Here is a 23879-nt window from a genome sequence, read left to right as displayed (position 1 = left end):
AAGTCGCAGGCGACCCGGGAGCGGCGGCGGGACTACCTCTGGTGCGTGTGCGCGACGTAGACGTCGCAGGACGCGTGCGCCGCGACGTCGCGGGCGATGCTGCCGAGCACCCGCCCGGCGATGCCCTGGACCCGCTTGTTGCCGACCACGATCAGCTCGGCGCCGAGCGCCTCGGCGGTCGCCACCAGCGCCTCACCCGGCTTGCCCTCGGCGGCGCTGCTGGTGATCTCGACGTCCGGGTACGCCGCGCGCAGGGTCGTGGTGGTCTTGGCAGCCACGTCCTCGGCGTCCTTCTCGGAGCTGAGGAACATCGTGTCGCTGCCGATCCTCACGGTCTCCTGCTCGAACTTGCCGTACGCGGACACCACGTGCAGCCGCGCGCCCAGGGCGCCGGCCAGCACCGCCGCCCGCTCGGCCGCCGCCAGCGCGGTCTCGCTGCCGTCGACTCCGGTCACGATCGTCTTGTCCGCCATCGCTCTCTCCTTCATGCCTGGACGTAGAAAACTAGCGTGACCGAGGTCACCTCACCCGCGCAGGGCCGCCATCCACTCCTCGATGGCGTCCGGGGTGCGGGGGAGAGCCGCGGAGAGGTTCTCGACGCCGCCGGCGCTGACCACCACGTCGTCCTCGATCCGGATGCCGATGCCGCGCAGCTCCTCGGGGACGAGCAGGTCGTCGGCCTGGAAGTAGAGGCCCGGCTCGACGGTCAGCACCATGCCCTCGACCAGGCTCGCCTCGCGGTACGCCTCGGGCGCGGCCTGGCCGCAGTCGTGGACGTCCATGCCGAGCATGTGGCTCACGCCGTGGAGGGTCCAGCGGGCGTAGACCCGGGAGTCGGGGGAGAGGGCCTCGTCGACCGACACCGGGAGCAGGCCGAGGTCGTCGAGGCCGTGGGCGAGCACCTGCATCGCGGCGTCGTGGCCGGCGAGGAAGCGCTCGCCGGGACGCAACGCGGCCAGTGCGGCCTCCTGCGAGCGCAGCACCAGGGTGTAGAGGTCGCGCTGCAGCGGCGTGAAGGTGCCGCTGACCGGGAGGGTGCGAGTGACGTCGGCGGTGTAGAGGTTCGCGCCCTCGACGCCCATGTCGAGCAGGATCAGGTCACCGGGTACGACGGCGCCGGAGTTCTCGATCCAGTGCAGGGTCGTGGCGTGCGAGCCGTTGGCGACGATCGAGTCGTAGCCGAGGTCGTTGCCCATCGTGCGGGCGCGGCGGAAGAAGGTGCCCTCGAGCCAGCGCTCGCCGTGCTCGATCACGCGGTCCCACTCGCGCGCGCAGTCCTCGAAGCCGAGCGTGGTCGCGTCGACGGCTGCCCGCAGCTCGGCGACCTCCCAGGCGTCCTTGACCAGGCGCATCTCGGAGGCGACCCGCGCCAGCTCGGCGTCGCGGGCATCGTCGCCGGCGACCAGTCCGTCGACGCTCGCCGAGACCCCGCGGTGGACCCGGGTCTTCGCGCCGCGAGCCAGGTCGGCCTCGAGCTCGTCGACGTGCTTGACGCTCAGGCCGAGCGCGGCCTCCAGCTCGCCGGCCGAGGGGCGCTTGCCGGACCACAGCGCGCCGTACTGCCGGTCGCGGAAGAACTCGTCGCTCTCACGCCCCGAGCGGGGCCGGGCGTAGAGCACCGACGAGCCGTCGGGCTCGACCACCAGCACGGCGTCGGAGGTGTGGTTGCCGGAGTAGTAGGCGTGGGCGGTGTCGGCGCGGAACCGGTAGTCGGTGTCGTACGCGCGGACCTTGTAGCCGCCCCCGGGCAGCACCAGGCGCTCGCCCGGGAACGCCTCGGCCAGCCGGGCCCGGCGGGCGGCGGCCAGGTCGGCGACCGGGTGCCGGGCGACGTCGTCCTCGCGCTCGTCCCAGCCGGTCCGCATGAAGGCGGCGTAGGCCTCGGGCACGGCCGGGTCGTGCTGCTCGGTCTTGGGGGCGTTCGGGGCACTGTCGTTGGGGGTGTCCGCACTCACCCGACCAATGTACGCTCGCTCATCTCACCGGCGATCGGGGGCGGAGCAGCCGCTCCGGATAGGGTTCCCCCATGCCCGCAGCCCGCCGCGACAGCCTCGCCTTCACGGTCGTCGTGACCGTGGCGGTGGTGCTCGGCGCGCTGCTCACGCTGCTGATCCTCGCGCTGTCCGGCGCCCCCGCCATCACCCTGCTCGCGACCGCGCTCGCCGCGCTGCCGGTCGGGCCGGTGCTGGCGGCGTACCTGTGGCTGGACCGCTACGAGCCCGAGCCGCGGGCGCTGCTCGTCGCCGGCCTGGCCTGGGGTGCGTTCGTGGCGACCATGGCCGCGATCGTGGTCCAGGGTCTCGGCGGCCTGGTGGTCGGGTTCACCGACACCTTCTCGCTGGCCGTCGTCGCGCCGGTGATCGAGGAGGCCAGCAAGGGCCTGTTCCTCGTGCTGCTGCTGTGGTGGCGCCGCGCGGAGGTCGACGGGATCCTCGACGGCATCGTGTACGCCGGCATGGTCGGCGTCGGCTTCGCCTTCACCGAGAACATCCTCTACCTCGCCGCGGCCTGGAACGGCACCGACGGGATGGGCCCCGGCGGCATCGAGGCGATCACCGGCACCTTCGTGGTCCGCGGCGTCTTCAGCCCCTTCGCGCACCCGCTCTTCACCGCGTTCACCGGCGTCGGCGTCGGGCTGGCAGTCTCCTCGCGCAGCCGCGCGGTGCGCTGGCTCGCTCCGCTCGGCGGCTACCTGCTCGCCGTCCTCGCGCACGCGACCTGGAACGGCTCCACCGTCTTCGGGTTCGGCTCCTTCGCGATCGTGTACGTCGTGATCATGGCGCCCGCCTTCATCGGCATGATCACGCTCGCCTGGTGGGCCCGCGAGACCGAGGCCCACCTGCTGCGGGTGGCCCTCACCGACGCCGCGCAGCGCGGCCTGCTGCCGGCCACCGACATCGGCTGGGTGGTCGACCTGCGGGCCCGGCGCGAGGCCCGCCGGCACGCGCGGCGGGCCGGCGGCCCCGAGGCGGAGCGCGCGATGCGCGACTACCAGCAGGCCGCCATCGAGCTCGGCTATCTGCACCATCGGCTGCTGCGCGGCACCGCGCCCGCCGACTGGCAGGTGCGTGGCCAGGACTTCCTCAGCCGGATCCAGCTGGTCCGGCCACGGATCGCATTCCCCGGACAGGTGGTACCCCAGCGATGACCCTCGGCGCCGATCTCAGCGACACCTTCCTCGGGAGCAGGATGCTCACCGAGGTGGTCCGCCTGCACGGATCCCTCCTCAACGCGCCGCTGCCGCTCGACCTCCCCGGCGTCGACGCGCTGCGGGTCGGCCGCGAGCACATCATCGAGCAGCTCGAGGACTACATCATCCCGCGGCTCACCGAGATCGACGCGCCGTTGCTCGTGGTCGTCGGCGGCTCGACCGGCGCCGGCAAGTCCACGCTCGTCAACACCCTGATCGGCAGCCGGGTCACCATCCCCGGCCTGCTGCGGCCCACCACGCGCTCGCCCGTCCTGGTCCACCACCCCGAGGACGGCCGCTGGTTCGGCGCCGACCGGCTGCTGCCCGAGCTGGCTCGGGTCGCCCAGCCCACGACCGACCAGTTCGCGATCCAGCTGGTGCCCAGCGACTCGGTGCCCCGCGGGCTGGCGATCCTCGACGCGCCCGACGTCGACTCGGTCGACGAGCGCAACCGCGAGCTGGCCGCCCAGCTCCTCGCCGCCGCCGACCTGTGGCTGTTCGTCACCTCGGCGGCCCGCTACTCCGACCAGGTCCCGTGGGACCACCTCAAGAACGCCGTCGAGCGCAACACCGCCGTCGCCCTCGTGCTGAGCCGTACCTCGCCTGACGACGTCGCGACCGTCTCGGTCCACCTCGCGCGGATGATGGCGGCCCGCGGGCTCAAGGACAGCCCGCTGTTCGCCGTACCGCAGGGCGAGGTGAGCGAGGACGGGCTGCTGCCGGCGTCGTACGGCACCGAGATCAACGGCTGGCTCGCGGCGCTGGCCTCCGACGTCGCCGCCAAGCGCGACGTCGTGAACCAGACCGTCGCCGGCGCGGTGCGCACCGTGACGCGCAAGGCGTTCCCGATCGCCGACGCCGTCGCGCTCCAGGTCGAGTCGGTGGGGGAGCTGCTCACCGTCGCCGACCAGGTCTACGACGACGCCCAGGCCGCGCTGCTCGCCGCCGGTGGCGACGGGACGCTGCTGCGCGGCGACCTGCTCGCCCGCTGGCAGGAGTTCGTCGGCAGCGGCGAGCTGACCCGCACGCTGGAGGCCAAGGTGGGCTTCGTGCGCGAGCGGCTGGTCAATGCGATCAAGGGCAAGCCGCAGCAGGCCGAGCGGGTGGGCGTCGCGATCGAGATGGGCCTCGAGGCGCTGGCCGCCGACCACGCCGAGCGGGCCGCCGCGACGGCGGCCGCGGCCTGGCGCGAGCGGTCCTACGGCGAGGCGCTGCTCAAGTCGACGACCGACGACCTCGCCCGGGCCGGGCGTGGGCTGCGCTCGCAGGCCGAGCAGGAGATCCGGGCCTGGCACGACGAGCTCCAGGAGCTGGTCAAGCACGAGGCCGGCGACGCGCGCCACAGCGCGCGCTTCCTGGCCCTGGGCGCCCGCGGCCTCGCGGTCACCCTCGGCGTCGTGGCGCTCGCCGGTCCCGACGTCCAGGGCGCCGCGGCCGAGTCGGTGCGACTGGGCCGGACCCTGCTGGACAGCACGATCGGCGAGGCCGGCGCGGCCCGCGTGGTCGACCAGGCTCGCGGCACCCTGGCCCGCCGGCTCACGATGCTGATGGGCGCCGAGCGTGCCCGGTACCTCGCGCCGGCCGCGCAGTGGGAGCTCAAGCCCGACGCGCCGGACCAGCTGCGCCAGGCGGCGCGACGAGTGGACGACCTGCGGTTCGCCGCGGCGAAGAAGGGGACGGGTGGACACCTGTGACAACACCGCTGGCTGAGGGGACCGACGCGATCCCGGGCGACCTCGCGACCCGCGGCACGCCGATCGCGGCCCGCGTCGACGGGCTCGGCGCCGCGGTCGAGGCGGCGCGCGGCCGGGTGGCCGACGCACTGCTCGACGAGGTCGCCGCGGCGGTCGACAAGTCCACCGGCCGGCTGCGTCTCTCGGCTCGTCACACGGTCGTCGCCATCGCCGGCGCGACCGGCTCGGGCAAGTCGTCGACGTACAACGCCCTGACCGGGCTCGAGCTCTCCTCCGTCGGAATCCGTCGCCCCACGACCTCCTGGGCCACCGCGGTCGTGTGGGGAAGCCAGGGGGCCGGCGAGCTGCTGGACTGGCTCGGGATCCCGCCGCGCCACCAGACGATGCGCGACTCCATGCTCGACACCCCCTCGGAGTCCGAGCTCGACGGCGTCGTCCTCCTCGACCTGCCCGACCACGACTCCACCGAGGTCGCCCACCACCTCGAGGTCGACCGGCTCGTCGCCGTCGCCGACCTGATGGTGTGGATCCTCGACCCGCAGAAGTACGCCGACGCGGCGGTCCACGACCGCTACTTCAAGCCGATGGGCACCCACCAGGAGGTCATGCTCGTCGCGCTCAACCACATCGACACGGTGCCGGTGGAGCGCCGCCAGGCGATGGTCGACGACGTCCGGCGGCTGCTCGCCGAGGACGGGCTCCCCAACGTCCCCGTGCTGCCGATCTCGGCTCGCGAGGGCATCGGCATGGCCGAGCTGCGCGCCGAGATCCTGCGCCGCGTTCACGACAAGCAGAGCACCACCCTGCGGGTCGAGGCGGACATCGTGGCCGCCGCGGGCCGGCTCGAGCAGGCCGGCGGCACCACCCCGGCCCGCGAGCTCCCCGGTCGTCGGGTCGAGGAGGTCGAGGACCGCATCGCCGACGCGGCCGGTGTCTCCGCCGTCGTCGACGGCATCGAGCGCACCGTGGCCGAGCGGGCCCGGGGCGCGGTCACCTGGCCGCCCCTCGCGCTGCCGCGCCGCGGCGACGACATCGTGGGTGGCGAGCCCGCGGTCGCGCCGCTGGACCGTGCGGCCGTCGACACCACGATCCGCGCCCTCGCCGACGAGGCGTCCGACGGGGTCGGGCCGGCCTGGTCGCCGCGAGTCCGCGACGTGATCACGCCCCGGCTGGCCGCCACCGGCGACCAGCTCGAGAAGGGCCTGCAGGGCGTCGACCTCGGCGGCCGGCTGCCCGCCTGGGTGAGCCTGGTCCGGGTGCTGCACTGGCTGCTCCTGCTCGCCGCGGTCGGCGGGCTCGTCTGGTGGGGCGTCGCCGCCATCCAGGGGACGACCGGGAACCTCACCGAGGTCGCCGGCCTCCCGCTGCCGGCCGTGCTCGGCCTCGGGGGACTGGTGCTCGGCCTGCTGCTCTCCGCGCTCGGGCGGATGCTGGTCCGTGGCCTGGCCCGCCAGCGCGCCGAGCAGGCCGACGAGCGGCTGCGTGGGGTCGTCCACCAAGTCCTCGAGAGCGACGTGGTGCAGCCGCTGCGCACCGAGCTCGCGTCGTACGCAGCCTTTCGGCGGGGGGTGGAGGCCGCCCGCGGGTGAGCCTGCGAACCCGCGGACAGCGGCCGAAGGGCGTCACGAGACCCGGTCCCAGGCGCACCAGGACTGCCTGAAGGATCCGTCGCGCATCCACAGGAGTGGTTCTCCACCAGCGCTCTCCACAGCATGCCGGCGCGCCGGCACCGGTCGTCGTACCGATGGGGTGGACTCGTCGTCGCCCGGTCGCTCCCGCGGCCGGCACCGACGAAGGGAGATCCGATGAACCAGACGATGCTCACCGTCCAGGGCTGGATCGGCACCACGCCGATGCTCCGCGAGGTCGGCGGCGTACCCGTCCTCAGCTTCCGGCTGGGCTGCACCCCGCGCCACTTCAACCGCTCGAGCGGTGCGTGGGTCGACAGCGAGACGCAGTGGTACGCCGTGAGCGCCTGGCGCCGGCTCGCCACCAACGGCGAGCCATCGCTGCGACAAGGCGATGCGGTGGTCGTCCACGGGCGCCTCGACCACCGCACGTACGTCAACAAGAGCGGCGTCGAGGTCGTGGCCCTGGAGATCGACGCCGTCACCATCGGTCACGACCTCACCCGCGGCACCTCGAGCTTCGTCAAGGTCGCCGCCTCCGGCGCGGGCAGCGACCCCGAGCGCGACGGTGAGGTGGTCGCTGCGTAGATTTGGCGCGTGGCTGAATACGTCCTCTCTCTGCGCAACGTTCGCAAGGCCCACGGCGACAAGGTGGTCCTCGACAACGTCACGCTGTCGTTCCTGCACGGCGCGAAGATCGGCGTCGTCGGTCCCAACGGCATGGGCAAGTCCTCGCTGCTCAAGCTGATGGCCGGCCTCGACCAGCCCAACAACGGCGACATCGTCCGCGACCCCGACGCCACGGTCGGCATGCTCCAGCAGGAGCCGCCGCTGACCGAGGGCAAGACGGTGCTCGAGAACGTGGAGGAGGCCGTCGCCGACGTCAAGGCGAAGATGAAGCGCCTCGAGGACGCCTACATGGAGATGGGCGATCCCGACGCCGACCAGGATGCGCTGATGGCCGAGACCGGCGAGCTGCAGACCGAGCTCGACAACATCAACGCCTGGGACCTCGACAGCCGCCTCGAGCAGGCCATGGACGCACTGCGCTGCCCGCCGTCCGACGCCCTGGTCGACAATCTCTCGGGTGGCGAGCGCCGCCGCGTCGCGCTGTGCAAGCTGCTGCTCCAGCAGCCCGACCTGCTGCTGCTCGACGAGCCCACCAACCACCTCGACGCCGAGTCCGTCCAGTGGCTCGAGGGCCACCTCAAGAGCTACCCGGGCGCCGTGCTGGCCGTCACCCACGACCGCTACTTCCTCGACAACGTCGCGCAGTGGATCGCCGAGGTCGACCGCGGTTCGATCCACGGCTACGAGGGCAACTACTCGACGTACCTCGAGACGAAGAAGGAGCGGCTCAAGGTCGAGGGCGCCAAGGATGCCAAGCGCGCCAAGATGCTGGAGAAGGAGCTGGAGTGGGTGCGCTCCAACGCCAAGGCGCGCCAGACCAAGTCCAAGTCGCGTCTGGCCCGCTACGAGGAGCTGGCCGCCGAGGCCGACAAGGCCCGCAAGATCGACGCCGCCGACATCAACATCCCGCCGGGCCCGCGCCTCGGTGACGTCGTCCTCGAGGCCGAGCACCTCACCAAGGGCTTCGAGGACCGGATCTTGTGGAACGACATCTCCTTCACGCTGCCGCGCGCCGGCATCGTGGGCGTCGTCGGCCCCAACGGCGTCGGTAAGACCACGCTGTTCCGGATGATCACCGGCGGCGAGGAGCCCGACTCCGGCAGGCTGACGGTCGGGCAGACGGTGAAGATCTCCTACGTCGACCAGAGCCGGGGCGGCATCGACCCCAACAAGAACGTCTGGGAGGTCGTCTCCGACGGCCTGGACTTCATCAAGGTCGCCAACTTCGAGATGAACAGCCGCGCGTACGTCGCGTCCTTCGGCTTCAAGGGGCCCGACCAGCAGAAGAAGGCCGGGGTGCTCTCCGGCGGTGAGCGCAACCGACTCAACCTGGCGCTCACCCTCAAGCAGGGCGGCAACATGCTGCTCCTCGACGAGCCGACCAACGACCTCGACGTCGAGACCCTGTCCTCGCTCGAGGACGCGCTGCTCGACTTCCCCGGCTGTGCCGTGGTCACCTCCCACGACCGGTGGTTCCTCGACCGGATCGCCACCCACATCCTCGCCTGGGAGGGCACCGAGGACAACGAGGGCGACTGGTTCTGGTTCGAGGGCAACTTCGCCTCCTACGAGGAGAACAAGATCGAGCGCCTCGGCCTCGAGGCGGCCCGGCCGCACCGGGTCACGCACCGCCGCCTGACCCGCGACTGACGGCCGTTGGCCGGGGGCGCTGGTCGGCCCTGCTAGGTTGACCCCGATGGCGATGGGGCTCGCCGACAACCGCAGCGCCTGCTGCTGACAGTCCCTACCTCTGCGACCGTGCCCTGCCCGGGGCCCGACGAAGGTAGGAGACCCATGACGCACCCCACCGAGCCCGTCGATCCCGATGTCGACCTCGGCTCCATCGACCAGCGCACCGAGCTGGCCGCCCACCGCGCGACGCTGGCGGTGATCGCGATCGGCGGGATGCTGGGTGCGCTCGCGCGGCACGGACTCGAGCTGGCCTGGCCGACGCCCGCGAGTGGCTTCCCCTGGGCGACCTTCGCGACCAATGTCGTCGGGTCGCTGCTGCTGGGCGGGCTGATGGTGGTGGTGCAGGAGACCCGTGCCGCGCACCCGCTGCTCCGTCCGTTCGCGGGCGTGGGCGTCCTCGGCGGGTTCACCACCTTCTCGACCTACGCCGTGCAGGTCCGCGAGCTGCTGGCCGGCGCCCATCCCCATCCGGGACTGGCGCTGGCGTACCTGTTCGGCAGCATCGCGGCCGCCCTCGTCGCGGTCGGGGTGGGACTGGGCGCGGCGCGGCTGGCGGTGCGGCTGGTGGCGCGCGCCGGCGCCGATGAGGAGGCGCGGTCGTGACGGCGTGGCTCCTGGTGTGCGTGGGGGCGGCGATCGGCGCACCCGCGCGGTACCTGCTCGACCGGTTCGTGCAGTCGCGGCACACCGCGCTGACCCCATGGGGGACCCTGACGATCAACCTGTCGGGTTCGTTCCTGCTCGGCGGCCTCTACGGCGGCGCGGCCGGTGCGGACCTGCTCCTGCTGCTCGGCACCGGCTTCTGCGGCGCCTTCACGACGTTCAGCACCTTCGCCTTCGAGACGGTGCGCCTGGTCGAGAGCAGGGCGGGCGGGGCAGCGCTCGGGAACCTGGCGGTCACGCTCCTCGGTGGCGTGGGAGCGGCGTTCGTGGGGTTCGCGCTGACGGCGTGCTGGTGAGACGACGGCTCCCGGTGCCCCCGGGGCTACGACCGGATCTCGCGCTCGGGGTGCGCGCAGATCAGCTGGTCGCAGACCGCGTTCATCACCCGGCCGAGCGCCTGGAGGTCTGCGGCGTCGACGAGGTCGACCAGCGAGCGGCGCACCGTCTCGACGTGGTCGGGTGCGGCCGTGCGCAGCGTGGCGAGGCCGGTGCCGGTCAGCCGGCAGTCGACGCCGCGGCCGTCGTCGGGCGACTCCTCGCGGACCACGAGCCCGGCGTTCTCCATCCGCTTCACCGTGTGGGTCACCCGGCTGCGGCTGTGAGCGAGGGCCGCGGCCAGCTGGGCCATCCGCAGGGTGCCGCCGGCCTCGGAGAGCCGGACCAGGATCTCGTACTCGACCGCGGAGAGCCCGTGCTCGCGCCGCAGGTCCTCGTCGAGCCGGTCGAGCAGCAAGGTGGTGCCGAGCAGGAACGAGCGCCAGGTCCGCTGCTGGTCCTGGTCGAGCCATCGAGGCTCGGGGCCGCTCGCCACGGCGGTGGCGCTCTCGTCGGTCCCGGCCTCAGTCACCGCGTCAGTCTAAGTCCCTGCGGATCAGCACCCTCCTGTGTCCACTCCCCGCCGACGCCGACCCGGCGCAAACTGACCTCGTTTGGGCGCTGACCCGGCGCAAACAGGCTCGCCTTGGGCGCTGACCCGGCGCGGATCTCGAACCATTTTCGGCTCTCCTGACGTACCTGTGGGTGTCTGAGCGCGCCTGAACGAGCCGCACGCCGCTTCCTGTCTAGGTTTCTGAGCTGTCTAGGAACAGGAACCAGGTGCACAGGAGAGCGGCGTGCGTGATGTCAGCCTATGGCGAGGCGTGTTCGGGGTCGAGAAGACGGTGATCGAGAAGGTCGAGTACGACGAGGACGCCCAGGTCCTGATCGCTCATGTCCGACCCACCAGCAGGCAACAGGGCCGGTGCGGGATCTGTCGGCGTCGGTGTCCTGGCTACGACACCGGGCCGGGACGGCGTCGCTGGCGGTCGCTCGACCTGGGCACGACGGTCGCGATGCTCGAGGCAGACACCCCTCGGGTCCGCTGCCGCGACCACGGTGTCGTGGTCGCGCATGTCCCGTGGGCTCGGCACGACGCCGGTCACACGCTGGCCTTCGATGATCAGGTCGCCTGGCTGGCGACGCGGGCCTCGAAGACCACCGCGACCGAGTTGATGCGAATCGCGTGGCGCACTGTCGGGGCGATCATCACCCGGGTCTGGGCTGACATCGATGCCCAGCATGATCGTCTGGCCGGCCTACGGCGGATCGGGATCGACGAGATCTCCTACAAGAAGGGCCACAAGTACTTGATGGTCGTGGTCGACCACGACACCCGACGCCTCGTATGGGCCGCCCCGGGACGCAACTCAGCGACCGTGCGGGAGTTCTTCGACCTCCTCGGCCCCGAACGCTGCAAGCTGATCACCCACGTGAGCGCGGATGGAGCCGACTTCATCGACGCCATCGTCGCCCAGATGTGCCCGGCCGCGGTCCGGGTCGCTGACCCGTTCCACATCGTGAAGTGGGCCACCGACGCCCTCGACGAGGTCCGCCGCGAGGCATGGAACGACGCCCGCAAGCAGGCCAGGAAGGAGCCGAAGCGTGGTCGTGGACGCCCACCCGCGGACGCGCCGCCCCGGCCCGGCAACGAGCGGGCCAAGACGCTCAAGGGTGCCCGGTACTCGTTGTGGAAGAACCCCGAAGACCTCACCGAGAACCAGCAGACGATGCTGGCCTGGATCGCTGCGACCGACCCGAGGCTGTATCGGGCCTACCTGCTCAAGGAAGGGCTCCGGATGGTGTTCCGGGTGCCCTACAAGGCCGCCGTCGCTGCGCTGGACCGCTGGGTCAGCTGGGCCCGTCGCTGCCGGATCCCAGCGTTCGTGAAGCTGCAGAAGAGCATCGTCAAACACCGCGCCCGGATCCTCGCAGCGATCGAGCACGGCCTGTCCAACGGGCTCATCGAGTCGACCAACACCAAGATCCGCCTCATCACCCGCATGGCCTACGGATTCCACTCCGCCCACGCTCTGATCGCCCTCGCGATGCTCAACCTCGGCGGCTACCGCCCAGCACTCCCCGGCCGAAACTGACCCACAGATGCGTCAGGAGAGCCCCATTTTCTGCCGACCCGGCGCGGGTCCCGGTCCCGCATGCGGAGCGGTGCCCCACGCGCCCGCCGGGTCTGGAAGCATGGCGGGGGTGCGGCACCGCTACGACTGCCCCCTGCGCTGGGGTGACATCGACCAGCTGAACCACGTCAACAACGTGAAGTACGTCGACTATCTCCAGGAGGCCCGCGGCGCGCTGCTGCACGCCTGTCGGACCGCGGCGGGCGTCGAGCATCACCACAACGACGCCTATGTCGTGCGCCGCCACGAGGTCACCTTCGTGGCGCCGCTCCGCTTCCGCTTCCAGTCGGTGTCGATCGAGTCGTGGGTCAGCGAGATCCGCACGGCGAGCTTCACGCTCGACCACGAGGTCTTCGAGGAGCGGCCAGACGGCACCCGCACGGTCTACCTGCGGGCCCGGACCGTGCTGGCGCCGTTCGTGCTCGCGACCGAGCAGCCGCGCCGCCTCGACGACCAGGAGCGCACTGCCCTGGCGCCGTACGCCGAGCTCGCCGACCTCCGCTCGCGTCCCGTCCTCGTCGACGTGCCCCGCGACCGGGCCGCGCACTACCCGGTGCAGGTGCGCTTCTCCGATCTCGACATCTACCGCCATGTGAACAACGTCATGTACTTCGAGTACTTCCAGGAGTCCCGGATCGCCACCCTCGGGCGGCTGCGCCAGGCGCTCACCGGCTTTCCGCGGATGTCGAGCGTGATCGCCCGGTCCGACGTGGAGTACGTCGCCCCGATCGTGCTGCGGCCGCAGTCCTACGACAGTTGGTCGGTCATCTCCAGCGTCGGGACCAAGTCGATCACCATCGAGTCCGAGATCACCGACGGGACGGACCGATCGCAGGAGGGGGCGGTGCTGGCGCGCTCGAAGGTGGTGCTGGTCTTCTTCGATGCCGAGGCCCAGCGCTCGGTGACGCCGCCGCCCGGCTTCCGGGAGGCGCTGATCGACGCCCTGGGAGAGATGGTCACGGCAGCCGGGTGAAGTCCGGCTCGCGTCCCTCGGCGAAGGCGGTCAGCGCCTCGAGGTTGGCCGGGCCGCCCATCAGCTCGGCGAAGGCGGCGTTCTCGCGGTCCCGGGCCGCGCGGATCGCCGCGCGGTGCGGCTCGGTCATGGTCCGCTTGACGGCGACCAGCGACGAGATCGGCTTCGTGGCGAGCACCTCGGCGTGCCGGCGTGCCGTGGCCAGCAGCTCGGCGGGCGCGCAGACCTCCTTCACCAGGCCCATCTCCCGTGCCTCGGCGGCGCCGATCCACTCCGAGGAGAGCAGCGCCCACGCGGCGTGCTGACGGCCGACCAGCGCCGGGAACAGGTACGACGACGCGGCCTCCGGAGCCACGCCCAGCGACGTGAACGGGCACTTGAGCCGCGCATCGTCGGCCATGAAGCCCAGGTCCGCGAAGCCGAGGATGGTCGCGCCGATGCCGAGCCCGAGCCCGTTGACGGCCACGACGAGCGGCTTGGGGAAGTCGACCAGCGTGTCGACCAGCCCGATGAATCCGTGCCGGCCGCGCGGGAAGTCGGGGTTCGTGGCCAGCTGGTGCATCTCGAGCAGGTCGGTGCCGGCGCTGAAGGCGCGGCCGGCCCCGGTCAGCAGCACCACCGCCACGCCGGGGTCGTCCGCGGCGGCGAGGAGCGCGTCCGCAGTGGCGTCGTACAACTCCTCGTTGAAGGCGTTGAGCGCCTCGGGGCGGTCCAGGGTGAGGGTGCGGACCCGGCGGTCGTCGGCCACGAGCAGCGTCATGCACCCATGATAGAACCTGTTCTATTGCGGGTTGAGGTGAGTGCGCAGCCGCTTGAGGCCGCGGTGACGGGCCACCCGCACCGCCACCGCCGTCATGCCGAGCGCCGCGGCGGTCGAGCTCACGTCGAGGTCGAGCACCTCGGTGCAGGCGATGACGTCACGCTCGCGGGGAGGCAGGGCGGCCAGTGCCCGGCGCACCCACTCGTCGGCCAGGATGCTGGTCTCGGGGCCGGGTGCCGCGAACTCGGCATCGGCGGCCAGGATGGCGAGGCCCTTGACCCGGGTGGCGGTACGCCGCGCCGCGTTGGCGGCGTGCTTGCGGGCGATGCCGAACAGCCAGCCGCCGAAGTCCGAGCGGGTGCCGGTGAAGTCGGCGATCCGCTCCGCCGCGACCAGCCAGGCCGCGGCGGCGATGTCGTCGGGTGCCTCGCCGCCGCTGGAGCGGGCCTCGAGCCACAGCAGCAGCCGACCGGCGTGGTCGCGATAGAGCTCGCGCCACGCTGCGGCGTCACCGCTCTTGGCGGCGGTGACGAGCTCGTCGTCGGCCCGCACCGGACGTGTCCCACCTCTGCTTGTCGGTCCCGGACCGCAGTTCCTCTGGGAACGCGGCAGCCCATTGTCTCCCGGTCCGACACCATCGTGCGTATGGGTGACGCGTCAGTCTGTGGTCCCTCGGTGACGGCGATCGCCGTCGTCCCGGTCGCCCCGGCCCTTGTTGTGGCCCCAGCCGTTGTCGTGGCCCCAGCCGTTGTCGTGGCCCCGGTCGTTGTCGTGGCCCCCGCCGTGCTCCCAGCCGTGAGCGTGTCCGCGGCCGTCGCGAGAGCCGTCGTTCCGGCCCCCGCGATCGTCGTGCGTGTCCGGCTTGCCCGACTTGCCCTGCTTCTTCGGCTTGCCGGCGGACCTGCCGTCAGTCGAGCCGCCCGCGCGACCACCCGGATCGGTCGCATGCTCGGCGGAAGGGGAGGAGTTGCCCGGCAGCCCCGGGGACAAGGGGCTGCCGGGCGGGGTGGTTACGTCGGAGTGTGGGGTTCCGACGTCTCCGGGACTCGGTGTGCTGGACGGTCCGACCTGGGGCGGGCTGTCGGCGGGAGAGTGTGGGGCACCTCCGCCGGTGGGAACGCCCGCTGCCCAGGTGGCGGCCGCGATGACGGCTACGGAGCCGGTCGCGAGCGCCAGCCGGAGTCCGGCCGACCGAGTCGATCGGGGGAGCGTGGCCTGCGACGTCGCACTCAGGTGGGCGAGCATGCCGAGGAACGCCGGGTCGGGCTCGAGCGTCGGTACGTCGACGCGGAGCCGCTCGGTGGCGCGTTCGGGGGTCATCGGCCTGCTCTGCTGGTGGGGCGAGGCGGGTGTGCTCTCAACCCGAACATGTCGCGGCCCCGTCCCGGTGTTACATCGCCCCGGGAGAATTCTCAGCCGGGTGTGTTCACCATGAACGTGGCGGCGTGGGTGACGTACTCCCAGAACCGGGCGTCCTGCTCGGGCGTGAGGTCCACGCTGTCGAGACCGGCTCGGAAGTGGCGCAGCCACCGGTCCCGCGCGTCGAGGTCGACCGCGAACGGCGCGTGCCGCATCCGCAGCCGCGGGTGCCCGCGATTCTCGGAGTAGGTCGTCGGCCCGCCCCAGTACTGGACGAGGAACAGCAAGAAGCGCTCCTCGGCCGGCCCGAGGTCGGCCTCCGGGTACATCGGGCGCAGCACCTCGTCGGCGGCCACGCCCTCGTAGAACCTCGCGACGATCCGGCGGAAGGTCTCGAACCCGCCGATCTCGTCGTAGAAGCTCGTCTCGTCGCTGCCGGTGGTCACGTCACCCATCATCCCTCGTCGGCGGTGGTGGCCCGCACAGCGGCCCCGTCGCGCTCCTCGGGGTCCTCGCGGTGCCAGACCACCTGCTGGGCGTAGGGCACCTTGATCCCCTCGTGGTCGAAGCGGGCCTTGATCCGCTGCCGCAGCGCCCGCGCGACCGCCCACTGCTCGAGCGGAGCGGTCTTGACCATCACCCGGATGGTCACCGCGTCCGGCGCCATCAGCTCGACGCCGGTGACCTCGGGCTCCTCGATGATCACGTGGCTGAACTCGTCGTCGTCGCGCAGGTCGTGGGCGACCTCGCGCAGGATCCGCTGCACCCGGGCCAGGTCCTCGTCGTACCCGACCCGGACGTCGATGACGGCACGCGACCAGTTCTGGCTCTTGTTGCCGACTCGGAGGATCTCGCCGTTGGGGACGTACCAGACGGTGCCCTCGATGTCGCGCAGCCGGGTCATCCGCAGCGTCACCACCTCGACCGTGCCGCTGGCGTCGCCCACGTCGACGACGTCGCCGACGCCGTACTGGTCCTCGATGAAGATGAAGATGCCGGCGAGGAAGTCCTTGACCAGGGACTGCGCGCCGAAGCCGAGCGCGATGCCGATGATGCCGGCGCTCGCGATGATCGGGGCGATGTCGACGCCGACCTCGCTGAGCACCATGGTGCCGGCGATCGCGACCACGACGAACGTGATGATGCTCTTGAGGACGCCGGCCATGGTCGCGGCCCGCTGCTTGCGGCGGGCGGTCACCGCGCTCTCGACCCGTTCGGGCAGTACGCCGCGCTCGGCGCGACGGGCGATCCGGTCGACCACGCGATGCAGCAGCCAGCGGGCGACCACGCCCAACAGGACCAGGCCGACGATGGCGAGCGGCTTGCCGATGATGACGTCGGACCACTGCGCGAGCCGGCGGTTCCCGGTCACGTCCCACGTCAGGTCGCACACCGTCTCGCCCTCGGCGCACGGACCGGTCGGTGCGATGCTGGCCAGGGCGAGGGACAGGGGGAGAACTGGCATCCGCCCAGTGTCCCAAAGCGACCTGAGCCTCGATCCGCCGGTGGCTGGCTCCTTGCGCGCCACCCGCCGGCGGATCAAGGCTGAGCGCCGGGGCGGACACCGCTACCGCGCGCGGTAACCGGAGCCGATAGCATGCGGCACGTGACCAGCACTGCCGTACGCCGCCTGCTCGCCGTGTGCTCCCTCGTCGGGGTGAGCGCCCTGCTCGTCGTCGCCGCAGCGGGCTCCGCGTTCGCCGACACCCCGGAGCCGCGGCCCGGCAACGGTGCCGCCAGCTGGGAGGCCAAGCCCGACATCGACGTGCTGCACGCCTGGCTCTACCTCGGCGGTGTCCCGCTGCTGGCCTTCATCGTCGTCACGCTGCTCTTCGTCGCGCCGGCCCTGGCCCGCGGCGAGGACCTCAGTCTCGACGCGCTCGAGCCGGAGAACCAGTGGCTCGGTGGCCCGCGCAAGGCGGCCGGCGAGCTCGCCGCTCCCGACTCCGATGACTCCAAGGCCGGCGGCGCCGGCGGCGGCTGGTAGTCCGCGGTCATGAGCAGCACCGCCCTGACGGCGTCCGAGCGCGCCGCCCTCGACGTCACGATCCGCAACGCCGAGCAGGCCTGCCGCGCCGAGATCTCGGTGTTCGTCGGCGCCGCGAGCGGCGAGCCCCGCGACTTCGCGACCAGCCTCCACAACACCCTCGTGCTGCCCTCGCGCAGCATCCTGATCATGGTCGACCCGGATCGCCGCGTCGTCGAGATCGTCACGGGCGGTCACACTCGTGAGCGGCTCACCGACGACGAGTCGGCCCAGGCCGTCGCCGCGATGACCGAGAGGTTCGCCGCCGGCGACCTCGCGGCCGGCCTGACCCGCGGCATCGAGCTGCTGGGTGAGCTCGCCAAGGACTGACCCGGCCCAACCTGAGTCTCGGATGTTCGCCGACCCGGCGCAAAAGTGGCTCTCCTGACGTACCTGTGGGTGTCTGAGCGCGCCTGAACGAGCCGCACGCCGCTTCCTGTCTAGGTTTCTGAGCTGTCTAGGAACAGGAACCAGGTGCACAGGAGAGCGGCGTGCGTGATGTCAGCCTATGGCGAGGCGTGTTCGGGGTCGAGAAGACGGTGATCGAGAAGGTCGAGTACGACGAGGACGCCCAGGTCCTGATCGCTCATGTCCGACCCACCAGCAGGCAACAGGGCCGGTGCGGGATCTGTCGGCGTCGGTGTCCTGGCTACGACACCGGGCCGGGACGGCGTCGCTGGCGGTCGCTCGACCTGGGCACGACGGTCGCGATGCTCGAGGCAGACACCCCTCGGGTCCGCTGCCGCGACCACGGTGTCGTGGTCGCGCATGTCCCGTGGGCTCGGCACGACGCCGGTCACACGCTGGCCTTCGATGATCAGGTCGCCTGGCTGGCGACGCGGGCCTCGAAGACCACCGCGACCGAGTTGATGCGAATCGCGTGGCGCACTGTCGGGGCGATCATCACCCGGGTCTGGGCTGACATCGATGCCCAGCATGATCGTCTGGCCGGCCTACGGCGGATCGGGATCGACGAGATCTCCTACAAGAAGGGCCACAAGTACTTGATGGTCGTGGTCGACCACGACACCCGACGCCTCGTATGGGCCGCCCCGGGACGCAACTCAGCGACCGTGCGGGAGTTCTTCGACCTCCTCGGCCCCGAACGCTGCAAGCTGATCACCCACGTGAGCGCGGATGGAGCCGACTTCATCGACGCCATCGTCGCCCAGATGTGCCCGGCCGCGGTCCGGGTCGCTGACCCGTTCCACATCGTGAAGTGGGCCACCGACGCCCTCGACGAGGTCCGCCGCGAGGCATGGAACGACGCCCGCAAGCAGGCCAGGAAGGAGCCGAAGCGTGGTCGTGGACGCCCACCCGCGGACGCGCCGCCCCGGCCCGGCAACGAGCGGGCCAAGACGCTCAAGGGTGCCCGGTACTCGTTGTGGAAGAACCCCGAAGACCTCACCGAGAACCAGCAGACGATGCTGGCCTGGATCGCTGCGACCGACCCGAGGCTGTATCGGGCCTACCTGCTCAAGGAAGGGCTCCGGATGGTGTTCCGGGTGCCCTACAAGGCCGCCGTCGCTGCGCTGGACCGCTGGGTCAGCTGGGCCCGTCGCTGCCGGATCCCAGCGTTCGTGAAGCTGCAGAAGAGCATCGTCAAACACCGCGCCCGGATCCTCGCAGCGATCGAGCACGGCCTGTCCAACGGGCTCATCGAGTCGACCAACACCAAGATCCGCCTCATCACCCGCATGGCCTACGGATTCCACTCCGCCCACGCTCTGATCGCCCTCGCGATGCTCAACCTCGGCGGCTACCGCCCAGCACTCCCCGGCCGAAACTGACCCACAGATGCGTCAGGAGAGCCGCAAAAGTGTCACTTTTGCGCCGGGTCGGCGTGTTCTCAGCTGTTGCTTTGAGCCGGGTCGGCGTCAAGAACCTGAGCGGCGAGCGCGCGGGCGACGTCGGCGCGCCCCTCGCGGACGTAGCGGACCGCGCCGGGGTTGACCGTCTCGGCGTTCGCGGTCAGCCAGGCGTCGACGGCGTCGAGCGTGGCCTGGGTGGCGACCAGGCGGGGGAAGATGAACTCCAGCGCGACCGACGCCTTGTGGCTGCCGAGGCGCTCCCAGGTGCCGGCGACCTCGTCGAGATAGCGGGCGACGTACGGCGCGAGCACGCTCTCCTGACCGGGCTGCCAGAACGCGAGGACCACGCTGCGCTGGGTCTCGTTGGGGACCGACGGGTCGAGCAGGGCTTGGGTCCAGGCCCGCTCCTTGGCCTCGGCCGTGCCCTGGGCGGCGCGGGCGGCGGCGGACTTCTCCTGGCCGGAGATGGTGTTGTCGCCGGCCAGCTCGGTGTCGATCCGGGTGTCGTCGGCCCGGCCGACCCGCGCCAGTGCGGTGAGCAGCGTCCAGCGCAGGTCCTGGTCGACCGCGAGGCCGTCGAAGGCGAGCGAGCCGTCGAGGAGGCCCTCGAGGTCCGTGACGGCGCCCTCGCTTGCCGCAGCGGCGGCGTAGGCGCGCGCGAAGGTGAGCTGGTGGTCGGTGCCGGGCTCGGCCGCGGCCAGCAGGTCCCGCAGGCCCTGCTCCCATCGCGCCGCGAGCTCGGTACGACGGGCCGGGGCGCTGTAGAGCGTGACCGCCTGGGCGGCGTACACGGGGATCCGGCTGACGCCCCAGGCGTCGGTCTCCTGGCCGATGTTGCCGAGCACCAGCTCGACGAAGTCGGTGGCGGGGAGCTCGGCGTCACGAGTCATGTCCCAGGCGGCGCTCCAGACCAGCGCGCGGGCCAGCGAGTCGTCGAGGTCGGACAGGCGGGCGATCGCGGTGGCCTGGGAGCGCTGGTCGAGGCGGATCTTGGCGAAGGCCAGGTCCTGGTCGTTGAGCAGCAGCAGCTCGGGCTGGGCCTTGCCGACCAGCTCGGCGAGCTCGGTGCGGGCGCCCTCGACGTCGACCTCGACGTAGTCGGTGCGCACCAGGCGACCCTCGGGCGAGGAGTTGTAGAAGCCGATGCCGACCCGGTGGCGCCGCAGCGTCGGGTGGTCGGCCGGCGCGCTCTGCTGCACCGCGAAGGACGCGTAGGTGCCGTCCGCGGCGAGCTCGAAGGCGGGGGAGAGGGTGTTGGTGCCGGCGGTCTGGAGCCACTCCTGCGCCCAGCCGCTGAGCCCGCGACCCGAGGACTTCTCCAGCGCGGTCAGCAGGTCGGAGAACTCCGTGTTGCCGAACGCGTGGTCGTGGAAGTACTGCTTGAGCCCGGCCAGGAACGGGTCGAGGCCGACCCAGGCGACGAGCTGCTTGAGGACCGCGGCGCCCTTGGCGTAGGTGATCATGTCGAAGTTGACCTCGACCGCGTGCAGGTCGACGTTGTCGGCCGCGATCGGGTGCGTCGAGGGCAGCGAGTCGGCGCGGTAGCCGGTCTGCTTGCGGGCGTTGGTGAAGCCGGTCCACGCGTCGTCGTACGACGTGGCGAGGGCCTCGGCGTGGTAGCAGGCCCACTCGGCGAAGGACTCGTTGAGCCACAGGTCGTCCCACCACTTCATGGTCACCAGGTCGCCGAACCACATGTGGGCCATCTCGTGCAGGATCACCGAGGCGCGGAACTCGTAGAACGAGCGCGGCTGGCGCGAGCGGGGGAGGTACTCGTCGCGCAGGGTCACCGCGCCGGCGTTCTCCATCGCGCCCATGTTGTACTCCGGAACGTAGAGCTGGTCGTACTTGCCGAAGGGGTAGGGGTAGCCGAAGGCCTCCTCGAAGAACGCGAAGCCCTGCTTGGTCAGGGTGACGATCTCCTCGCGGTCGCGCTCGAGGTACTCCTTGAGCGACTGCCGGCAGTAGTGGCCCAGCGGGATCGTCCCGTGCGCGCCCTCGTAGAGGTCCTGGACCTCGTGGTAGTCGCCGGCGACGATCGCGGTGATGTACGTCGACATCGGCTCGGTCGCCGGGAAGGACCACAGCGCGACGCCGTCGCGGAGCGGCGTGGGCTCCGGGGTGGTCGCATTGGAGACGACCTTCCAGTGCGCCGGAGCGGTCACGTTGAAGGTGAACGGCGCCTTGAGGTCGGGCTGCTCGAAGGTGGTGAACACCCGGCGCGCGTCGGGGACCTCGAACTGCGAGTAGAGGTAGACGTTGCCGTCGGCCGGGTCGACGAAGTGGTGCAGGCCCTCGCCGGTGTGCGAGTAGGTGCAGTCGGCGCGGACGACCAGCACGTTCTCGGCCTGGAGGTCGGGCAGCGCGATCCGGCTGTCGGCGTACGCCGTGGCGGGGTCGAGCGGGCTGCCGTTGAGGGTGATCTCGTGGATGGTCGCGTCGACCAGGTCGGCGAAGGTGGCCGAGCCGGGCTGGCGGCAGGTGAAGGTCAGCGTGGTGGTGGACCCGAAGGTCGCCACGCCCTCCTGTGTCGCTGCGGAGAGGTCGAGGTCGATCACGTAGGACGTCACGTCGACGAGGGCGGCGCGGGTAGCCGCCTCGTCACGGGTGAGGTTGGTGCCGGGCATGGCAGCCATCCTTGCACCCGCGCGAAGTTGTCGGACAATCGAAGCGAGGGGCGCGAACTACAACAGTGTAACTAGCTCAGGTCAACGCGACACGCCGGTGAAAGGAGAGATTTTCGAGGTTTTTGTTGCGTTCTGAGGTGCTTGTGGCCGATGGTGTTCGGCATGCGCACACCAGGCCGGGCCGCGCGCTGGGGGACCACCACCACCGCCAGCGCCCTCTTGGCGTCCTATCTCGTTCTCGCCGGACCACCGCCGACCTCGGTCGAGCCGCTCCTCCCATCGGCAGGGACCACCTATCTCTGCAGTGGTTACAAGCCATGCAAGGACGCGGGCTACCCGCATTGGGGCTACAAGGCGAACAGCTCGACCATGTACTGGCAGATGTACGCCGGTCACAACTGCACGAACTACGTCGCCTACCGGCTGGTCGGCAACGGCATGCCCAACAAGCGGCCCTGGACCGGCGGCGGCAACGCCAGCGAGTGGGGCCTGCAGATGGCCTCGATCACCGACCAGACGCCCAACGAGCACGCCATCGCCTGGTGGGGGCGCTACTCGAACGGCTCCGGCTCGGCCGGTCACGTCGCGTACGTCGAGAAGGTCGTCTCGGCGGACGAGATCATCGTCTCCGAGGACTCCTGGGGCGGCGACTTCCACTGGCGCTCCATCACCCGCTCCAGCGGGCGGTGGCCCACCGGCTTCATCCACTTCATCGACACGCCTCCCGCGTCCCCGCCGCCCCCGACGACGCCGACACCCCCTCCCACGACCCCGACGACCCCGACGACCCCGGCCGAGCCCGTCTTCACCCAGACCGGCGCACCGGTGGTGAGCGGCCCGCTCGTCGTCGACAGCACCCTGACCGCGACGGCGGGGACCTGGTCGCCGACGCCCGCGGAGAACCGCTGGCGCTGGTTCGCCGACGGCGTCCGGGTCGCCGACAACATCACGCCCAGCCTGGCCCTGACCCCCGACCTGGTCGGCAAGCAGATCAGCCTCCGGGTGGTGGCCAAGCAGGACGGCTACACGACCTATGTGTCGCCCTTCTACGACCTCGGGCCCGTCCTCGCGGGCGTGATCGCCCCGACCGCGCCGCCGACCATGACCGGCACCCCCGCCCTCGGCGAGATGCTGACCGCGACGCCCGGCGCCTACGACCAGGCCGACGCCGCGGTCACCTACCAGTGGACGCGCAACGGGGCAGCCGTCGCCGGCGCCACCGCGTCGTCGTACCGGCTCACGACCGAGGACGTCGGTACGTCGGTCGCGGTGCAGGTGACCGCTGCCAAGCCGCAGTTCCTGTCCCGCACCGAGACGCTCGCCACGCCCCAGCTGGTGACCAGCCCGGCGCTGGTCGTCCTCACGACGAAGTCCAAGAAGGGCCGGGCGATCGCCAAGGTGCGCGTGAGCGCAGCGGGGAAGCTGCCGGTCACGGGCAAGGTGCTCGTCCGGATCGGCTCGTGGAAGCGCGAGGTCCGCCTCGACAACGGGGTCGTCAAGGTGAAGGTGCGGATGGCGCGTGGGACGAAGAAGGTGCGCGTGCGCTACCTGGGCTCGACCGTCGTGCCGAAGGCGCCGAAGGTGGTGGGCAGCGTGCGGGTGCGCTGAGGACCGGAGTGGGGAATGCCGGCGCGGATGACGAGGTTGGCGAGACATGGCTGACAACTCCACGCCCGCGTCGGCACCGCACCGGGCCGACTTCTGGTTCGACCCGCTGTGCCCGTTCGCCTGGATCACCTCGCGCTGGCTGTTGGAGGCCAGTGTTGTGCGGAACGTCGAGGTGCGCTGGCACGTCATGAGCCTCGCCTACCTCAACAAGGACCGTGACATCCCCGACGGCTACCGCGAGATGCTCGCTCCCGCCTGGGGACCTGTGCGGGTCCTCGTCGCGGCGCGGGAGCAGTACGGCGAGAAGGTGCTGCGCCCGCTCTACGACGCCTTCGGCCAGCGGATCCACCTCGAGGGCCGCAAGCTCCACGAGCAGCCCGACGGCGGACTCGCCCTCATCGCCGAGGTGCTCGACGAGGTCGGCCTCGACGCCGGCCTGATCGCGGCGGCCACCGACGCGTCGTACGACGACGCGGTGGCTCGCTCGCATCACGAGGGGATGGATGCCGTGGGCGACGACGTCGGCACGCCCACCATCCACATCGACGGCGCCGCCTTCTTCGGTCCGGTGCTCTCGAAGATCCCGCGTGGCGAGGAGGCCGGGAGGCTGTGGGACGGCTGCGTGGCCGTCGCGTCCTTCCCGTACTTCTACGAGCTCAAGCGGACCCGGACGGGGGACCTCGACTTCTCCTGAGGCCGGGAGCGCCTGAACTCCGTCCCCACTGATGCCCATGGGGCGGGTGTGACATCCGCAGCGAGTCGCGACAC

The 23879-nt window shown here is 71.4% G+C and carries 23 protein-coding genes and 1 riboswitch; of the genes, 14 read left to right on the top strand and 9 right to left on the bottom strand.

Features of this window, described 5'->3' with window-relative positions; genetic code table 11:
- Window positions 1–32: 32 nt before the first annotated feature.
- Window positions 33–473: a universal stress protein gene (locus ACUP6Y_RS16380; protein ID WP_462551873.1), complete on the bottom strand. Its 441-nt coding sequence runs from the start codon at window positions 471–473 to the stop codon at window positions 33–35.
- Between the two features lie 51 nt (window positions 474–524).
- Entirely contained in the window at window positions 525–1955 is a 1431-nt protein-coding gene (locus ACUP6Y_RS16375) for an aminopeptidase P family protein (protein ID WP_462551871.1), read from the bottom strand.
- Between the two features lie 71 nt (window positions 1956–2026).
- On the opposite strand from ACUP6Y_RS16375, the gene ACUP6Y_RS16370 reads away from it, so the two are divergent.
- From ACUP6Y_RS16370 to crcB, 7 genes are all read left to right on the top strand, one after another.
- Complete coding sequence (locus ACUP6Y_RS16370) at window positions 2027–3148, top strand: PrsW family intramembrane metalloprotease (protein ID WP_462551869.1); 1122 nt, start codon at window positions 2027–2029, stop codon at window positions 3146–3148.
- A complete protein-coding gene (locus ACUP6Y_RS16365) occupies window positions 3145–4884 on the top strand; it encodes a dynamin family protein (RefSeq protein ID WP_462551867.1) in 1740 nt (579 codons plus the stop codon). Before ACUP6Y_RS16370 ends, ACUP6Y_RS16365 begins: the two co-directional genes overlap by 4 nt.
- Complete coding sequence (locus ACUP6Y_RS16360) at window positions 4881–6473, top strand: GTPase (RefSeq protein WP_462551865.1); 1593 nt, start codon at window positions 4881–4883, stop codon at window positions 6471–6473. The genes ACUP6Y_RS16365 and ACUP6Y_RS16360 overlap by 4 nt, the downstream gene beginning before the upstream one ends.
- A 216-nt stretch (window positions 6474–6689) precedes the next feature.
- Window positions 6690–7100, top strand: a complete 411-nt coding sequence (locus ACUP6Y_RS16355) for a single-stranded DNA-binding protein (protein ID WP_462551864.1) — start codon at window positions 6690–6692, stop codon at window positions 7098–7100.
- Between the two features lie 9 nt (window positions 7101–7109).
- Window positions 7110–8792 (top strand): energy-dependent translational throttle protein EttA, encoded by a 1683-nt coding sequence (gene ettA / locus ACUP6Y_RS16350; RefSeq protein ID WP_462551862.1) that lies wholly within the window; start codon window positions 7110–7112, stop codon window positions 8790–8792.
- A gap of 39 nt (window positions 8793–8831) precedes the next feature.
- Window positions 8832–8896, top strand: a riboswitch (Fluoride riboswitch).
- A gap of 40 nt (window positions 8897–8936) precedes the next feature.
- Window positions 8937–9437, top strand: coding sequence for a fluoride efflux transporter FluC (locus ACUP6Y_RS16345; protein ID WP_462551860.1), 501 nt, complete (start codon window positions 8937–8939; stop codon window positions 9435–9437).
- Complete coding sequence (gene crcB, locus ACUP6Y_RS16340) at window positions 9434–9793, top strand: fluoride efflux transporter CrcB (protein WP_462551858.1); 360 nt, start codon at window positions 9434–9436, stop codon at window positions 9791–9793. Before ACUP6Y_RS16345 ends, crcB begins: the two co-directional genes overlap by 4 nt.
- 26 nt (window positions 9794–9819) lie before the next feature.
- Here the strand turns inward: crcB and ACUP6Y_RS16335 are convergent, their stop codons facing one another.
- Window positions 9820–10344: a MarR family winged helix-turn-helix transcriptional regulator gene (locus ACUP6Y_RS16335; RefSeq protein WP_462551856.1), complete on the bottom strand. Its 525-nt coding sequence runs from the start codon at window positions 10342–10344 to the stop codon at window positions 9820–9822.
- Between the two features lie 265 nt (window positions 10345–10609).
- Between ACUP6Y_RS16335 and ACUP6Y_RS16330 the strand changes: the two genes are divergently transcribed.
- Both ACUP6Y_RS16330 and ACUP6Y_RS16325 read left to right on the top strand, forming a co-directional pair.
- Window positions 10610–11908 carry an ISL3 family transposase gene (locus ACUP6Y_RS16330; RefSeq protein WP_462551837.1) on the top strand — a complete coding sequence of 433 codons (1299 nt, stop codon included), beginning with the start codon at window positions 10610–10612 and terminating at the stop codon, window positions 11906–11908.
- A 109-nt stretch (window positions 11909–12017) separates the two neighbouring features.
- A complete protein-coding gene (locus ACUP6Y_RS16325) occupies window positions 12018–12920 on the top strand; it encodes an acyl-CoA thioesterase (RefSeq protein ID WP_462551853.1) in 903 nt (300 codons plus the stop codon).
- Here the strand turns inward: ACUP6Y_RS16325 and ACUP6Y_RS16320 are convergent.
- The 5 genes from ACUP6Y_RS16320 to ACUP6Y_RS16300 all read right to left on the bottom strand — a co-directional run bounded on the left by ACUP6Y_RS16320 (window position 12904) and on the right by ACUP6Y_RS16300 (window position 16504).
- Window positions 12904–13680, bottom strand: coding sequence for an enoyl-CoA hydratase/isomerase family protein (locus tag ACUP6Y_RS16320; RefSeq protein ID WP_462551851.1), 777 nt, complete (start codon window positions 13678–13680; stop codon window positions 12904–12906). The genes ACUP6Y_RS16325 and ACUP6Y_RS16320 overlap by 17 nt on opposite strands.
- Before the next feature lie 21 nt (window positions 13681–13701).
- Entirely contained in the window at window positions 13702–14232 is a 531-nt protein-coding gene (locus ACUP6Y_RS16315; RefSeq protein ID WP_462551849.1) for an RNA polymerase sigma factor, read from the bottom strand.
- A 105-nt stretch (window positions 14233–14337) separates the two neighbouring features.
- Window positions 14338–15000 (bottom strand): hypothetical protein, encoded by a 663-nt coding sequence (locus ACUP6Y_RS16310; protein WP_462551847.1) that lies wholly within the window; start codon window positions 14998–15000, stop codon window positions 14338–14340.
- Between the two features lie 92 nt (window positions 15001–15092).
- Complete coding sequence (locus tag ACUP6Y_RS16305; RefSeq protein ID WP_462551845.1) at window positions 15093–15485, bottom strand: globin; 393 nt, start codon at window positions 15483–15485, stop codon at window positions 15093–15095.
- An 8-nt stretch (window positions 15486–15493) separates the two neighbouring features.
- Window positions 15494–16504: a mechanosensitive ion channel family protein gene (locus tag ACUP6Y_RS16300; RefSeq protein ID WP_462551843.1), complete on the bottom strand. Its 1011-nt coding sequence runs from the start codon at window positions 16502–16504 to the stop codon at window positions 15494–15496.
- Window positions 16505–16645: 141 nt separating this feature from the next.
- On the opposite strand from ACUP6Y_RS16300, the gene ACUP6Y_RS16295 reads away from it, so the two are divergent.
- From ACUP6Y_RS16295 to ACUP6Y_RS16285, 3 genes are all read left to right on the top strand, one after another.
- A complete protein-coding gene (locus ACUP6Y_RS16295; protein WP_462551841.1) occupies window positions 16646–17026 on the top strand; it encodes a hypothetical protein in 381 nt (126 codons plus the stop codon).
- 9 nt (window positions 17027–17035) lie between these two features.
- Window positions 17036–17395 carry a DUF5130 family protein gene (locus ACUP6Y_RS16290; RefSeq protein ID WP_462551839.1) on the top strand — a complete coding sequence of 120 codons (360 nt, stop codon included), beginning with the start codon at window positions 17036–17038 and terminating at the stop codon, window positions 17393–17395.
- A 161-nt stretch (window positions 17396–17556) separates the two neighbouring features.
- The gene (locus tag ACUP6Y_RS16285) at window positions 17557–18855 is read left to right on the top strand and encodes an ISL3 family transposase (RefSeq protein ID WP_462551837.1); all 1299 of its coding nucleotides are present in this window, start codon (window positions 17557–17559) and stop codon (window positions 18853–18855) included.
- Window positions 18856–18914: 59 nt separating this feature from the next.
- On the opposite strand, the gene pepN is transcribed toward ACUP6Y_RS16285, so the two are convergent.
- The gene (gene pepN, locus ACUP6Y_RS16280) at window positions 18915–21503 is read right to left on the bottom strand and encodes an aminopeptidase N (protein ID WP_462551835.1); all 2589 of its coding nucleotides are present in this window, start codon (window positions 21501–21503) and stop codon (window positions 18915–18917) included.
- A gap of 162 nt (window positions 21504–21665) precedes the next feature.
- Between pepN and ACUP6Y_RS16275 the strand changes: the two genes are divergently transcribed.
- Together ACUP6Y_RS16275 and ACUP6Y_RS16270 are read left to right on the top strand one after the other, a co-directional pair.
- Complete coding sequence (locus tag ACUP6Y_RS16275; protein ID WP_462551833.1) at window positions 21666–23111, top strand: CHAP domain-containing protein; 1446 nt, start codon at window positions 21666–21668, stop codon at window positions 23109–23111.
- Between the two features lie 46 nt (window positions 23112–23157).
- On the top strand, window positions 23158–23805 hold the full coding sequence (locus tag ACUP6Y_RS16270) for a mycothiol-dependent nitroreductase Rv2466c family protein (protein WP_462551831.1): 648 nt from the start codon (window positions 23158–23160) through the stop codon (window positions 23803–23805).
- Window positions 23806–23879: the final 74 nt, after the last annotated feature.

Source organism: Nocardioides sp. S5-5, from assembly GCF_054954065.1.
Note: the sequence above shows the minus strand (reverse complement) of the source record. Positions and strands in the feature narration are given on the sequence as shown.